Raw genomic sequence first — 16,876 nt, 5'->3', positions numbered from 1 at the left:
ATGCACGCATGAACGAGGAAAAGCTCCGGTATTTCCTGAAGCGGGTGACGGCCGATCTCCACGAGACGCGCCGTCGGCTCCAGGAGGTCGAGTCGGAGGAGCAGGAGCCGATCGCGATCATCGGGATGAGCTGCCGCTACCCGGGGGACGTCGAGTCCCCCGAGGACCTGTGGCGGCTGGTGTCCGAGGAGACCGACGCGATCTCCCCGTTCCCGACGGACCGGGGCTGGGACACGGGGCAGCTCTTCGACGCGGACCCGGACGGGCGGGGCACCAGCTACGTGCAGGAAGGCGGCTTCCTGCACTCGGCCAACCGGTTCGAGCCGGAGTTCTTCGGGATCTCGCCGCGTGAGGCCGTGGCGATGGACCCGCAGCAGCGCCTGCTGCTGGAGACCTCCTGGGAGGCCTTCGAGCGGGCCGGCATCGACCCGACCTCCGTGCGCGGCAGCCGGACCGGCGTGTTCACGGGCGTCATGTACCACGACTACGCGTCGCGTCTGCGCGCCGTACCCCCGGAGGTCGAGGGCTACCTCGGCACCGGCGGCTCCAGCAGCATCGCGTCCGGCCGCGTCTCGTACACCTTCGGTCTCGAAGGTCCGGCGCTCACCGTCGACACGGCCTGTTCCTCCTCCCTCGTCACGCTGCACCTGGCCATGCAGGCCCTCCGCAAGGGCGAGTGCTCGCTCGCCCTCGCGGGTGGCGTCACCGTCATGCCGACCCCCGGCACCTTCACCGAGTTCAGCAAGCAGCGAGGCCTGTCCTTCGACGGCCGCTGCAAGTCCTTCGCGGACGCCGCCGACGGCACCGGGTGGGGCGAGGGCGCGGGCATGCTGCTCGTGGAGCGGCTGTCCGACGCCGAGCGCAACGGTCACCGCGTACTGGCCGTCGTCCGTGGTTCGGCCGTCAACCAGGACGGTGCCTCGAACGGTCTGACCGCCCCGAACGGTCCCTCGCAGCAGCGCGTCATCCGCCAGGCCCTGGCCGACGCGCGGCTCACCGCCGCCGACATCGACGTCGTCGAGGCGCACGGCACGGGTACGACCCTGGGCGACCCGATCGAGGCGCAGGCGCTGCTGGCGACGTACGGCCGGGAGCACACCGAGGACCGGCCGCTGTGGCTCGGCTCGGTCAAGTCCAACATCGGGCACACCCAGGCGGCCGCCGGCGTCGCCGGCGTCATCAAGATGGTCATGGCGATCCGGAACGGCCGGATCCCGAAGACGCTGCACGTGGACGCGCCGTCGACCAAGGTCGACTGGTCCGCGGGCGCCGTGTCGCTGCTGGACCGGACCGTGGAGTGGCCGGAGACCGGCCGCCCGCGCCGCGCCGCCGTGTCGTCGTTCGGCATCAGCGGCACCAACGCGCACACGATCATCGAGCAGGCCCCGGTCGCGGCGCCCGCCGAGTCCGCTGAGCCCGCCGATTCGACCGAGCCCGCCGATTCCGCCACCGACACCACCACCGACACCACCACTGACACCGCCACCGAGGAGCCCGGGGGCCAGGCGGCGCGGCGCCGCACCGTCGTGCCGCCCGTCGTGCCGTGGCTCGTCTCGGCCCGTACCGAAGAGGCCCTGCGGGCACAGGCCGAGCGCCTGCTCACCCACCTGCGCGCCCACCCCGACCAGCGGGCGCAGGACGTCAGCCACACCCTGGCCACCGGCCGCGCCGCGCTCGAACACCGCGCCGTCCTCGTGGCCGGCGACCGGGAGCAGGCCCTCGCCCACCTCGCCGCGCTCGCGTCCGGCGACACCGCCACGGCCCAGGTCGTACGCGGTGTGGCCGGGGCGCGCGGCAAGACGGCGTTCCTCTTCACGGGGCAGGGCAGCCAGCGCCTCGGGATGGGGCGCGAGCTGCACGAGGCCTATCCGGTGTTCGCGGACGCGCTGGACGCGGTGTGCGCCCAGCTGGACCCGCACCTCGAACTGCCGCTGAAGGACGTCCTGTTCGGGGATGACGCGGCGCTGCTGGACGAGACGCGGTTCACCCAGCCGGCGCTGTTCGCCGTAGAGGTGGCACTGTTCCGCCTCGTCGAGTCCTGGGGTGTGAAGCCCGACTTCCTCTCCGGTCACTCCATCGGTGAGATCGCGGCCGCGCACGTCGCGGGCGTCCTCTCGCTGGAGGACGCGTGCATGCTGGTCGCGGCCCGCGGTCGGCTGATGCAGGGCCTCCCCGCCGGTGGCGTGATGATCGCCGTGCAGGCCTCGGAGGACGAGGTCCTGCCGCTGCTCACCGAGCGGGTGAGCATTGCGGCGGTCAACGGCCCGCGCTCGGTGGTCATCGCCGGTGACGAGGACGCCGCGGTCGCCGTCGCGGAGTCGCTCCCCGACCGCAAGGCCAAGCGGCTGACGGTCAGCCACGCGTTCCACTCGCCCCACATGGACGGCATGCTCGACGCCTTCCGCCAGGTGGTCGCCGGGCTGACCTTCGAGGCCCCGCGCATCCCGGTCGTCTCGAACCTCACCGGTGCGCTCGTCTCGGACGAGATGGGTTCGGCGGAGTTCTGGGTCCGCCACGTCCGCGAGGCGGTCCGCTTCCTCGACGGGGTCCGCGCCCTGGAAGCCGCCGGAGTCACGACGTACGTCGAACTCGGCCCCGCCGGTGTGCTGTCCGCGATGGCGCAGTCCTGCCTGACCGACGGCACCGGCCCGGTCGCCTTCGTCCCGGCCCTGCGCAAGGGCCGCTCCGAGGCGGCGACCATCACCACGGCCCTCGCCGAGGTCCACGTACGCGGCACCGCCGTCGACTGGCACGCCTTCCACTCCGACACCGGCGCCGAGCAGGTGGACCTGCCCACGTACGCCTTCCAGCGCGAGCACTACTGGCTCGATGCCGGATCCCTCGGCGGGGACGTGACCACCGTGGGCCTCAGGTCCGCCGACCACCCGCTGCTGGGCGCCTCGGTCTCCCTGGCGGACGCCGACGGGCTGCTGCTCACCGGGCGCCTGTCGCTGACGACGCACCCCTGGCTCGGCGACCACCGGGTCATGGGCTCCGTCCTGCTGCCGGGCACCGCATTCGTCGAGCTGGCCCTGCGGGCGGGTGAGCAGGTCGGCTGCGACCTGGTCGACGACCTCACGCTCGCCGCTCCGCTGGTGCTGCCCGAGGAGGGCGGCGTCGAGCTCCAGATCTCCGTCGCGGCACCTGACGCGTCCGGCCGGCGGTCGGTCGTCTTCCACTCCCGCGACGACCGCGCGGCCTACGACGAGCCGTGGATCCGGAACGCGACCGCGCTCCTGGCCGAAGGGGCGGGCGGCACCCCCGGCTTCGACCTCACGGAGTGGCCGCCGGCCGGGGCGGAAGCCGTCCCCGTGGAGGGCCTGTACGAGGGCCTCTCCGACTCCGGTTTCGGGTACGGGCCGGCCTTCCAGGGGCTGCGGGCCGCCTGGCGCCGTGGTGAGGACGTGTTCGCCGAGGTCAGCCTCGACGGTGAGACCGAGCCGGGTGCGGAGTCGTTCACGATCCACCCGGCGCTGCTGGACGCGGTTCTGCACGGCATCGGGCTGGGTGCGCTGGTGGAGGACACCGGTCAGGGCCGGCTGCCGTTCTCGTGGTCCGGTGTGGCGGTGCACTCCGTCGGTGCGGACAGCGTGCGGGTGCGGCTCTCGCGGGCCGGGCGGGACGCGGTGCGGCTGGAGATCGCCGACGCGGAGGGTGTGCCCGTCGCGTCGGTGGACAGTCTGGCGCTGCGCGCGTTCTCGCCGGAGCAGCTCGGCCGGCAGGCCGGCGGTCACGGGGACTCCCTGTACCACGTGGCCTGGTCGGAGGTGGCGTCCGGCGAGTCGTCCGCTGACTGGCTGATGCTGGGCGAGGGTCCGCAGGTGTTCGCGGATCTCGCCGGGCTGGCCGTGGCCGTGGCCGAGGGCGGTGAGATTCCGGCGGCGCTGGTCGTGCCGTGCGTGGAGGCGGCCGCCGAGGACCTGGTGGGCGCGGTGCACGCGCAGACGGGCCAGGTGCTGACGCTGCTCAAGGAGTGCCTGTCCGACAGGCGTTTCGCGCGGTCGCGTCTGGTGTTCCTGACGCGGGGCGCGGTGGAGGCCGTACCGGGCGAGGGTGTGTCGGACCTGGTGCACGCCGCGGTGTGGGGTCTGGTGCGTTCGGCGCAGTCGGAGAACCCGGGCCGGTTCGTCCTGGTCGACGTCGACGCCGAGGGTGACGTCGAGGCCGGACTGTCGGCCGCGCTGGCCTCGGGCGAGTCCGAGCTGGCGGTACGGGGCGGCGCGCTGCTGGCGCCGAAGCTGGCGCGTGCGGCGCTCGCCGAGGCCGCGGCCGCGGGATGGGCCACTGAGGGCACGGTGCTCGTCACCGGTGCGAGTGGCTCGCTCGGCGGGCTGTTCGCCCGTCACCTGGTCACCGAGCACGGTGTACGGCGCCTGCTGCTGGTGAGCCGCCGTGGCGAGGCGGCTGAGCTGTCCGCCGAGCTTGCGGGTCTGGGTGCCGAGGTGTCGTGGGCGGCGTGTGATGTGGCCGACCGGGAGGCGCTGGCGGCCGTACTGGCTGACATCCCCGCGGAGCACCCGCTGACGGCGGTCGTGCACACGGCCGGTGTCCTGGACGACGGTGTGGTCGGTTCGCTGACCGCCGAGCGTCTGTCGGCCGTGCTCCGGCCGAAGGTGGACGCGGCCTGGAACCTCCACGAACTCACCCGGGACCTGGACCTCTCCGCGTTCGTGCTGTTCTCGTCCGCCGCCGGTGTGTTCGGTGGTGCCGGTCAGGCCAACTACGCCGCCGGCAACACCTTCCTGGACGCCCTGGCCGCGCACCGCCGGGCCCAGGGCCTGACCGCCACGTCCCTCGCCTGGGGCCTGTGGGCCGAGATCGGCGGCATGGGCGGTGACCTGGCCGACGGCGACCGCGACCGCATGAACCGCGGCGGCGTGGGCGCCCTCGCGCCGGAGGCCGGCCTCGCCCTGTTCGACGCGGCCTGCGCCGCCGAGCAGCCGCTGCTCGTGCCGGTGAAGCTGGACCTGGCAGCCCTGCGCGCCGCGGCGAGCGGCGGCATGCTCCCGCCCCTGCTGTCCGGCCTCGTCCGGATGCCGGCCCGCCGGGCAGCCCGGGGAGCCGGCGGCGCGTTCGCCCGGCAGCTCGCCGCGCTGCCGCAGGACCAGCAGGCCGGCGCCGTCCTCGGGCTGGTCCGCGGCCAGGTCGCGGCCGTGCTCGGCTTCGCGGGGCCGGAGGCGGTGGACCCGGCGCGGTCGTTCAGCGAGGTCGGCTTCGACTCGCTGACCGCCGTGGAACTGCGCAACCGCCTCGGCGCCGCCACCGGCGTCCGGCTGCCCGCCACCCTCGTCTTCGACTACCCGACGCCCACCGTCCTGGCGGAGTACCTGCACGCCGAACTGCTCGGCAGCCAGGAAGCGGACGCGGCCCCGACCGCCGTCGCCGTGCACGACGACGAGCCGATCGCCATCGTTTCGATGGCCTGCCGCTTCCCCGGTGACGTCCGCTCGCCCGAGGACCTGTGGCGGCTCGTCCGCGACGGGCGGGACGCGATCTCGGACATGCCCGCCGACCGGGGCTGGGACCTCGAAGGACTCTTCGACGCCGACCCGGACCGGCAGGGCACCAGCTACAGCACGGCCGGCGGGTTCCTGCACGACGCGCACCACTTCGATCCGACGTTCTTCGGGATCTCGCCGCGCGAGGCCCTGGCCACCGACCCGCAGCAGCGGTTGCTGCTGGAGACCTCCTGGGAGGCCTTCGAGCGGGCCCGCATCGACCCGGCGTCCATGCGGGGCAGCCGCACGGGCGTGTTCGCCGGCGTGATGTACAACGACTACGGCACGCTCCTGCACCGGGCCCCGGAGGGCCTGGAGGGCTACATGGGGACGTCCAGCTCGGGCAGTGTGGCCTCGGGCCGCGTCTCGTACACGTTCGGCCTTGAGGGCCCGGCGGTGACGGTCGACACGGCCTGCTCCTCCTCGCTCGTCACCCTCCACCTCGCCGTCCAGGCGCTGCGCAACGGCGAATGCGACCTCGCGCTCGCCGGCGGCGTGACCGTCATGGCCACGCCCGGCACCTTCATCGCCTTCAGCCGCCAGCGCGGCCTCGCGACGGACGGGCGTTGCAAGCCGTTCGCGGCCGCCGCCGACGGCACCGCGTGGGGCGAGGGCGTCGGCATGCTGCTCGTGGAACGGCTCTCGGACGCGCGGCGCAACGGGCACCCGGTGCTCGCCGTGGTCCGCGGCTCGGCGATCAACCAGGACGGCGCCTCCAACGGGCTGACCGCCCCGAACGGCCCCTCGCAGCAGCGCGTCATCCGCCAGGCCCTGGCCAACGCGGGCCTGGCCTCGGCCGATGTCGACGTGGTCGAGGCGCACGGCACGGGCACGACCCTCGGCGACCCGATCGAAGCCCAGGCGCTGCTGGCCACGTACGGGCAGGACCGGCCGGAGGACCGGCCGCTCCTGCTCGGCTCCATCAAGTCGAACATGGGTCACACGCAGGCCGCCGCCGGTGTTGCGGGCATCATCAAGATGGTGCAGGCCATGCGGCACGGGACGGTGCCGAAGACGCTGCACGTGGACGAGCCGTCCCCGCACGTCGACTGGTCCGAGGGCGCCGTCGAGCTGCTGACGGAGTCGGTGGCCTGGCCGGAGACCGGACGTCCGCGCCGAGCGGCCATCTCGTCGTTCGGCATCAGCGGCACGAACGCGCACACGATCATCGAGCAGGCCCCCGACGAGGCCGCGGTGGCCGCGGCCGAGACGGGTACGGAGCCGGTGCTGCCGTACGTGCTGTCGGCGAAGTCGGCGGACGCGCTGAGCGCCCAGGCGGCCCGGCTGCGGACCCACCTGGAGGACACGCCGGAGGCCGGAGCGGCCGACATGGCCTACTCGTTGGCCACCCGTCGCGCGGCCTTCGCCCACCGGGCGGTGGTCGTCGCCGGGGCCCGGGAGGAGCTGCTCGGCGCGCTGGCCGCGCTGGCGGACGGCGACGTGTCCGCCGCCGGGATCACGAGCGGCACCGTGGGCGCCGCCGGAGCCGGGAAGCTGGCCTTCCTGTTCACCGGCCAGGGCAGCCAGCGCCTCGGGATGGGGCGTGAGCTGTACGAGGCCCACCCGGTGTTCGCCGCCGCGCTGGACGCGGTGTGCGAACGCATCCAACTGCCCCTCGGCAAGGCCCTCTTCGGTACGGACGCGGAGCTGCTGGACCGGACGGAGTTCACGCAGCCGGCGCTGTTCGCGCTGGAGGTGGCGCTGTTCCGGCTGCTGGAGTCGTGGGGTGTGCGGCCGGACTTCCTGTCCGGGCACTCGATCGGTGAGATCGCGGCCGCGCACGTCGCCGGGGTGCTGACCCTGGACGACGCGTGCGCGCTGGTGGCCGCCCGCGGCCGGCTGATGCAGGCGCTGCCGGGCGGCGGCGTGATGATCGCACTCGAAGCTTCCGAGGACGAGGTCCTGCCGCTGCTGACCGACCGGGTGAGCATCGCCGCGATCAACGGTCCGCGCTCGGTCGTGGTCGCCGGTGACGAGCACGCGGCGACCGCCGTCCTGGAAGCCTTCCCGGACCGCAAGTCCAAGCGCCTCTCCGTGAGCCACGCGTTCCACTCGCCGCACATGGACGCCATGCTCGACGCCTTCCGCGAGGTCGTGGAGGGGCTGACCTTCGCCGCTCCGCGGATCCCGGTCGTCTCGAACCTGACCGGCGCCCTCGTCACCGACGAGATGGGCTCGCCGGACTTCTGGGTCCGGCACGCCCGCGAGGCGGTCCGCTTCCTCGACGGCGTCCGCGCCCTCGAAGCGGCCGGGGTGACCACGTACCTCGAACTGGGGCCCGACGGCGTCCTCTGCGCCATGGCGCAGGCCTGCCTGACCGACGACACGCGTGGTGCGGCGTTCGCCCCCGCCCTGCGCAAGGAGCGTCCCGAGACGGCCGCCCTCACGGCAGCCGTGGCCGAGGCCCACGCCCACGGGGCCCCCGTCGACTGGGAGTCGTACTTCGCGGGCACCGGTGCCCGGAGCATCGACCTGCCGACCTACGCCTTCCAGCACGAGCGGTACTGGATCGACCTCCCCGTCGGGTCCTCCGCCGACGCGACTGCCGCGGGCCTGCGGCCCGCCGACCACCCCCTGCTCGGTGCCTCGGTGATGCTGGCGGACGCCGACGGCCTGCTCCTGACCGGGCGGCTGTCCGTCGCCACCCACCCGTGGCTCGCGGACCACGTCGTCATGGGCGCGGTGACGCTGCCCGGTACGGCGTTCGTCGAGCTGGCGCTGCGCGCCGGCGAGCAGGTCGGCTGCGACCTGGTGGAAGAGTTGACCCTGGCCGCCCCCCTCGTCCTCTCCGAGGACGGCGCCGTCGAGCTCCAGATCGCCGTCGGGGCGCTCGACGAGTCGGGCCGCCGGCCCCTCGCCTTCCACTCGCGCGACGGCCTGGCGGCGGACAACGCCCTCTGGCTCCGGAACGCCACCGCGACCCTCGCGATGGGTGCGCAGGAGCCCCCGGCGTTCGACCTCGCGGCCTGGCCGCCGGCCGGCGCGGAGCCCGTCGACGTCGAGGAGCTGTACGAGGGCTTCGCGGAGTCCGGCTTCGGTTACGGGCCGGTGTTCCAGGGCCTGCGGGCCGCCTGGCGGAAGGGCCACGAGGTGTTCGCCGAGGTCGGCCTCGGCGACGAGCAGGGCCCGGACGCCGAACAGTTCACGATCCACCCGGCGCTCCTCGACTCCGTTCTGCACGCCATCGGGCTCGGCTCCCTCGTGGAGGACACCGGCCAGCCGCGGCTGCCGTTCTCCTGGTCCGGGGTCGCGGTCCACTCCACGGGAGCGGACACCCTGCGCGTACGGCTCTCCCGGGCCGGCAGGGAAGCGGTGCGTCTGGAGATCGCCGATGCCGCGGGCGTCCCCGTCGCCTCGGTGGACAGCCTCGCCCTGCGCGCCTTCTCGCCCGAGCAGCTCGGCCGGCAGGTCGGTGGCCTCGGCGACGCTCTGTTCCGCGTCGAGTGGCGCGAACTGATGCCGTCGGACGCGCTGTTCGGCGACTGGGTCATGCGGGACGAGGCCGACGCGCAGGTCCTCGACGATCTCGAAGCGGTTCCGGGTGCGCTGGTGCTGTCGTGCCGGGCGCCCGCCGGCACGGACGTGGCCGACGCGGTGCACGCCGAGGCGGGCCGGGTGCTGACGCTGCTCCAGAGGTGGCTGTCCGACGACCGCTTCGCCGATGCGCGTCTGGCGTTCCTGACCCGCGGCGCCGTGACCGTCGCCCCGGGTGACGGTCCGGCGGACCTGGTGCACGCCTCGGTGTGGGGCCTGGTGCGTTCGGCGCAGTCGGAGAACCCGGGCCGGATCGTCCTGGTGGACGTCGACGCCGACGGCGACGTGGAGCACGCGCTCTCGGCGGCCCTGGCTTCGGGCGAGTCCGAGGTGGCGGTGCGCGGGGGCATGCTGCTGGTGCCGCGGCTGGCGCGCGCGTCGGTCGCCGGCTCCGATCCGGAGTGGGCTGCCGGGGGCACGGTGCTGGTGACGGGTGCGAGCGGTTCGCTGGGCGGACTCTTCGCCCGGCACCTGGTGATCGAGCACGGTGTACGGCGCCTGCTGCTGGTCAGCCGGCGTGGCGACGCTGCCGAGGGTGCCGCCGACCTGTCGGCGGAGCTCGCCGAGCTGGGTGCCGAGGCGTCGTGGGCCGCTTGTGACGTGGCCGACCGTGACGCGCTGACCGCCGTCCTGGCCGCAATCCCCGCCGAGCACCCGCTGACGGCGGTCGTGCACACGGCCGGTGTCCTGGATGACGGTGTCGTCGGCTCCCTGACCGCCGAACGGCTGTCGGCCGTATTGCGTCCGAAGGTGGACGCCGCGTGGAACCTGCACGAGCTGACGGCCGGCCTCGACCTGGCCGCGTTCGTCCTGTTCTCGTCCGCCGCCGGTGTCTTCGGTGGTGCCGGTCAGGCCAACTACGCCGCCGCCAACACCTTCCTGGACGCCCTCGCGGCCCACCGCCGGGCCCAGGGCCTGACCGCCACGTCCCTCGCCTGGGGCCTGTGGGACGAGGTGGGCGGCATGGGGGACACCCTGGACGCCGGCGACGTCTCGCGTATGGGCCGCAGTGGCGTGGTCGCCCTGACCGCCGCCGAAGGCGTGGCTCTGTTCGACAGCGCGTGCGCCTCCGGGCAGGCCCTGCTGGTGCCGGTCAGGCTGGACCTGGCCGCGCTGCGCGCCGCCGCACGCGGTGGACTGCTCCCGCCCCTGCTCTCCGGTCTCGTCCGCATGCCCTCGCGCCGTGCGGCCCGGGGCAGCACGGCCGCCGGCGGTGCCTTTGCACGCAAGCTCGCCGCCCTGCCGCAGGACCATCGGCCGGGAGCCCTGTTGGAGCTGGTCCGGGGCCAGGTGGCCGCGGTACTCGGCTTCGCGGGGCCGGAGGCGGTGGACCCGGCGCGGTCGTTCAGCGAGGTCGGCTTCGACTCGCTGACCGCGGTGGAGCTGCGCAACCGCCTCGCGGCGGCGACGGGCGTGCGCCTGCCGGCCACCCTCGTCTTCGACTACCCGAATCCGGCGGTCCTGGCGGAGTACCTGCACGCCGAACTGCTCGGCGGCCAGGGAGCGGACGTGGCCACGGTCGCGGCCTCCGTGCACGACGACGAGCCGATCGCCATCGTTTCGATGGCCTGCCGCTTCCCCGGTGACGTCCGCTCGCCCGAGGACCTGTGGCGGCTCGTCGCGGACGGCCGGGACGCCATCTCCGCCATGCCGGACGACCGCGGCTGGGACCTCGCCGGAATCCTCGACCCCGGCCAGCCGGGCGCCGACTACAGCCCGACCGGCGGGTTCCTGCACGACGCGCACCACTTCGATCCGACGTTCTTCGGGATCTCGCCGCGCGAGGCCCTGGCCACCGACCCGCAGCAGCGACTGCTGCTGGAGACCTCCTGGGAGGCCTTCGAGCGGGCCGGCATCGACCCGGCGTCCATGCGCGGGAGCCGGACCGGCGTGTTCGCGGGCGTGATGTACAACGACTACGGCACGCTGCTCCACCGGGCCCCGGAGGGCCTGGAGGGCTACATGGGGACGTCCAGCTCGGGCAGTGTGGCCTCGGGCCGCGTCTCGTACACGTTCGGCCTTGAGGGCCCGGCGGTGACGGTCGACACGGCCTGCTCCTCCTCGCTCGTCACCCTCCACCTCGCCGTCCAGGCGCTGCGCAACGGCGAATGCGACATGGCGCTCGCCGGCGGCGTGACCGTGATGGCCACGCCCGGCACCTTCATCGCCTTCAGCATCCAGCGGGGACTGGCGTCCGACGGGCGTTGCAAGCCGTTCGCGGCCGCCGCCGACGGCACCGCGTGGGGCGAGGGCGTCGGCATGCTGCTCGTGGAACGGCTCTCGGACGCCCGCGCCAAGGGCCACCCGGTCCTCGCCGTGGTCCGCGGCTCGGCGGTCAACCAGGACGGCGCCTCCAACGGCCTCACGGCCCCGAACGGCCCCTCCCAGCAGCGCGTCATCCGCCAGGCCCTGGCCAACGCCGGTCTGTCCGCCGCAGAGGTGGACGCCGTCGAGGCCCACGGCACCGGTACCACGCTCGGCGACCCCATCGAGGCGCAGGCGCTGCTGGCCACCTACGGCCAGGAGCACACGGACGAGCAGCCGCTGTGGCTCGGCTCGATCAAGTCCAACGTGGGCCACACCCAGGCCGCCGCCGGTGTCGCGGGCGTCATCAAGATGGTCCAGGCGATACGCCACGGCGTCCTGCCGAAGTCCCTGCACGTCGACGAGCCCACCCCGCACGTCGACTGGTCGGCGGGAGCGGTCTCGCTCCTGGAATCGACCACCCCCTGGCCGGAGACCGGGCGCCCGCGCCGCGCGGCCGTGTCGTCGTTCGGCATCGGCGGGACCAACGCGCACACGATCATCGAGCAGGCCCCGGACGAGGCCGTGGTGACCGAGGCCGAGACCGGTACGGTGCCGGTGCTGCCGTACGTGCTGTCCGCGAAGTCGGCGGATGCCGTGCGCGGCCAGGCGGCCCGCCTGCGCCGGCACCTGGAGGGCGCGGCCGGGCTCAGGTCCGCCGATGTGGCGCTCTCCCTGGCCACGACGCGGGCCGTCTTCGACCACCGCGCGGTGGTCGTGGCCGGTGACCGGCAGGAGCTGCTGCGCGGTCTGACCGCGCTGGAGGACGGGGCCGCGGCCGCCGGAGTGACGCGCGGCGCCGTGAGCACCGGGAAGACGGCGTTCGTCTTCCCCGGTCAGGGCTCGCAGTGGCTCGGCATGGCGGTGGGCCTGCTGGAGTCGTCCCCGGCGTTCGCCTCGCGGATCGACGCGTGCGCGAAGGCGCTGGAGCCGTTCACCGACTGGTCGCTGATCGACGTCCTGCGCGGCGTCGAGGGCGCGCCCACCCTCGACCGGGTGGACGTGGTCCAGCCGGCGCTGTTCGCGGTGATGGTGTCCCTCGCCGAGGTGTGGCGTGCGGCGGGCGTGCGGCCGGCCGCGGTGATCGGGCACTCGCAGGGCGAGATCGCGGCCGCTTGCGTCGCCGGGATCCTCTCCCTCGAGGACGCGGCCCGGGTCGTGGCCCTGCGGAGTCAGGCCATCGGCCGTGTGCTGGCGGGGCTGGGCGGCATGGTCTCCGTGCCCCTGCCGGCCGCCGCGGTCCGTGACCGCATCGCCCCCTGGGGCGAGCAGCGGATCTCGGTCGCCGCGGCCAACGGCCCCTCCTCGGTGGTCGTGTCCGGTGAGGTCCAGGCGCTGGACGAGCTGCTCGCCGCGTGCGAGGCCGACGGGATCCGTGCCAAGCGGATCGCCGTGGACTACGCCTCGCACTCCGCGCAGGTGGAACTGCTGCGGGACGAGCTGGCCGAGCTCCTCGCCCCGATCGCCCCGCGCACCGCCGAAGTTCCGTTCCTGTCGACCGTCACCGGTGGGTGGGTCGAGGGGCCGGAGCTGGACGCCGGCTACTGGTTCCGCAACCTGCGCCAGACGGTGGAGCTGGAGCAGGCCACCCGCACCCTCCTCGACCAGGGCTTCGGCGTGTTCGTCGAGTCGAGCCCGCACCCGGTGCTGACCGTCGGCATGCAGGAGACGGCCGAGGACGCCGGCCGCGAGGCCGCCGTGCTCGGTTCCCTGCGCCGCAACGAGGGCGGCCTGGAACGCTTCTGGCTCTCCCTCGGCGAGGCCTACGTCCGCGGCGTGACCGTCGACTGGGACGCCGTCTTCGCCGGTACCGGCGCCCAGCGCGTCGACCTCCCCACCTACGCCTTCCAGCGCGACCGCTACTGGATCGACGTACCGGCCGGCCAGGTCGGCGACGTGGCCTCGGCCGGGCTCGGGTCGGCCGGGCACCCGCTGCTCGGTGCGGCCGTGGAACTGCCCGACTCGGACGGTTTCCTGTTCACGGGGCGCCTGTCGCTCCAGAGCCACCCCTGGCTGGCCGACCACCGGGCGGCGGACACCGTCATGCTGCCCGGTACCGCCTTCGTGGAGCTCGCGCTGCACGCCGCCCGGCGGGCCGGCACCGACTACGTCGAAGAGCTGACCCTGGAGGCTCCGCTGGTGCTGCCCGAGCAGGGCGCGCTCCAGCTCCGCCTGTCGGTGGCCGCGCCCGACGAGGCGGGGCGGCGCGCGCTGCACGTCCACTCGCGACCGGAGACCGGCGACGACGACGTCGCGCGGCGCCAGGAGGTGCCGTGGACGCGGCACGCCGGCGGTGTGCTCGGCGCGGCGGACGCGCTGGCCGCGCCTCGGGTATCGGGTCCCGAGGTCTGGCCTCCCGCAGGAGCCGAACCGCTCGAGGTGGCCGACCTGTACGAGCAGTTCGCCGCCATCGGGTACGCGTACGGCCCGGCCTTCCGCAACCTGCGGGCCGCTTGGCGCAGCGGCGACGAACTGTTCGCCGAACTCGCGCTGTCCGAGGGCCCGCAGGCCGATGCCGAGCACTTCGGTGTGCACCCCGCGCTGCTCGACGCGGGGCTGCACGGCCTCGCGCTCGGCTCCTTCCTCGCCACCGGGGACGACGCGCCGGGCGACGGCGACCGGATCCGGCTGCCGTTCTCCTTCACCGGCGTCGGCCTGCACGCGGTCGGGGCGGGCGCGCTGCGCGTGCGTCTGGCCCCCGCGGGATCCGGAGCCGTGTCCCTCGCGGCCTTCGACGAGCAGGGCGAGCCGGTCGTGTCGGTGGAGTCCCTGCTGTTGCGGGAGCTCGACCCGACCCGGCTGCGTTCGGCCCTGCCGAGCTTCCACGAGTCGCTCTTCCGGCTGGAGTGGCCCGCACTGACCGTGACCCCCGCCGCCGCGGGCGGGCGCTGGGCCGTGGTCGGTACCGACACCCCGGGGCTGGAAGCGACGCTGCGGGGTGCGGGCATCACCGTCGACGTCTACACGGACCTGGACGTCCTCGCGGCCGTGGTGGCGGCCGGCAAGCCGCTGCCGGACACCGTGCTCGTCTCGTACGCCGCGACCGACACGGACCGTACGGCGGACACCGCGGCCGGCATCGCCGCAGCCACCCGGCAGGCCGCCCACGACGCCCTGGGCCTCGTCCAGAGCTGGCTGGCCGACGAGACCCTCGCCGGGGCCCGCCTGGCGGTGGTCACCCGCGGCGCGGTCGAGGCACGGCCGGGCGAGGGCGTGGCGGATCTGGTCCACGCGTCGGTGTGGGGCCTGCTGCGGTCCGCGCAGTCGGAGAACCCCGGCCGGTTCCTGCTGCTCGACCTCGACGACGACGGCACGGCGGAGCTCGCCCCGCTGCTCACGGCCGCCCTGACCAGCGGGGAACCCCAGCTCGCCGTCCGGGCCGGAACCCTGCACGCCGCCAGGCTGGCGCGGGTCCCCGCGACCCGCCCGGAGACGGACGCCGCGGCCCAGGCTCCGGTCGCCACCGCGTTCGACGCGGACGGCACCGTCCTGATCACCGGCGGCACCGGAGTGCTCGGCAGCCTGCTGGCCCGGCACCTCGTGACCGAACGCGGTGTCCGGCACCTGCTGCTGACCAGCCGGCGCGGTCCCGCCGCCGCCGGCGCCGCGGAGCTCGTCGCGGAACTCGCCGCACTGGGCGCCGAGGCGGCCGTCGTCGCCTGCGACGCCTCCGACCGGGAGGCGCTGGCCGCGCTGCTGGCCGGCATCCCGGCCGAGCACCCGCTGACCGCCGTCGTCCACACGGCGGGCCACCTCGACGACGGGCTCGTACCGTCCCTGACCCCGGAGCGCATCGACGCGGTGCTGCGGCCCAAGGTCGACGCGGCCCTCCACCTGCACGAACTGACCCGGGACCTGGACCTCTCCGCATTCGTCCTGTTCTCCTCGGCGGCCGGTACGCTCGGCAGCCCCGGGCAGGCCAACTACGCGGCGGCGAACGCGTTCCTCGACGCCCTGGCCCAGCGCCGGCGCGCGGCGGGACTGCCCGCGGTGTCGCTGGCCTGGGGGCTGTGGGAGCAGCGCAGCGAGATGACCGGCGACCTCACGGACGCCGACGTCCAGCGGATGGCGCGCGCCGGACTGGCCCCGCTCTCCTCCGAGGAGGGCCTGGCCCTCTTCGACACGGCGAGCGATCTGACCGGCACCGGCACCGGCACCGGGACCGGCACCGTCTTCGTGGCCATGCGGCTGGATACCGCACCCCTGCGGGCCCAGGCGGACGCCGGGGGCCTCCCGCCGCTCTTCCGGGGACTGGTGCGCGGGGGCCTGCGCAGGGCCGCCGCCCACGGCGTCGCCGACTCGGCGGCGTCCGCCGCGGCGCGACGGCTCGCGGGCCTGTCGGCACTGCCGGAGGAGGAGCAGGAGCGGGTGCTGCTGGAGGTGGTGCGTGCCACGGCCGCCGCGGTGCTCGCCTATCCCTCGCCCGACGCGGTGGGGGAGTCGCAGGAGTTCCTGGAGCTCGGCCTGGACTCGCTGACCGCCGTCGAGCTGCGCAACCAGCTGAACGCGGCGACGGGCCTGCGACTGCCGGCCACCCTGCTCTTCGACCACCCGACCCCGCTCCTCGTCGCCGCCCGGCTGCGCGCCGAGCTCGCCGGGGCGCCGGGCGGCCCGGCCGGGCCCGACGGCGCGGCGGGGCAGGACGGTGAGGAGGGCGCCGGAGTCTTCGGAGCCATGCTCCAGGAGGCGGGGACGCAGGGTGCGTCCGGTCAGTTCATGGAACTGCTCATGCAGGCGTCGCGGTTCCGGCCGTCGTTCGCCTCGGCGGCCGAGCTGCGCAAGGCGCCGAGCCTGGTGCGGCTCTCGCGCGGCGGGACGCGGCCCGCACTGGTGTGCTTCTCCTCGATCCTGTCGATCTCGGGCCCGCACCAGTACGCCCGGTTCGCCTCCGCGTTCCGCGGCCGGCGGGACGTCCACGCGATGGCCGCGCCGGGCTTCCTGCGCGGGGAGCAGCTGCCCTCGACCGCCGAAGCGGTGATCGAGGCCCAGGCCGAGGCCGTCCTGCGGCACGCGGAGGGAGAGCCGTTCGTCCTGCTCGGGCACTCCTCGGGCGGCATGCTCGCCCACGCGGTGGCCGGCCGGCTGGAGAGCGCCGGGGTCTTCCCGGAGGCCGTGGTCCTCGTCGACATCTACTCGCACGACGACGACGCCATCATCGGCATCCAGCCGGGGCTGTCGGAAGGGGTGGACGAGCGGCAGGGCAGCTACGTCCCGGTCGACGACAGCCGACTGCTCGCGATGGGCGCGTACTTCCGGCTGTTCGGCGGCTGGAAGCCGGAGGCCGTGAAGGCGCCGACGCTGCTGGTCCGGGCGGAGGAGCAGTTCTTCGACTGGAAGCGGTCGGCGACCGGCGACTGGCGTTCGTACTGGGACCTGGAGCACACGGCCGTGGACGTGGCGGGCAACCACTTCACCATGATGGAGCAGCACGCCACGACGACCGCGGGAGCCGTCGAGGAGTGGCTGGACGCCACGGTGTGAGGCCGGCCGGTCCGGTGACGTGAAAAGGGCCGGGCCCCACCCCCTCAGGGGGTGGGGCC

1 protein-coding gene is annotated in these 16,876 nt (G+C 74.5%); it reads left to right on the top strand.

Annotated elements, in window-relative coordinates; translation table 11 throughout:
- The first annotated feature begins 8 nt into the window (after positions 1–8).
- On the top strand, positions 9–16,817 hold the full coding sequence (locus OG386_RS02280) for a type I polyketide synthase (protein ID WP_328786489.1): 16,809 nt from the start codon (positions 9–11) through the stop codon (positions 16,815–16,817).
- Positions 16,818–16,876: the final 59 nt, after the last annotated feature.

This window comes from Streptomyces sp. NBC_00273 (assembly GCF_036178145.1).
Classification (GTDB): Bacteria; Actinomycetota; Actinomycetes; order Streptomycetales; family Streptomycetaceae; genus Streptomyces.
This window is presented reverse-complemented; position numbering and strand designations above follow the sequence as displayed.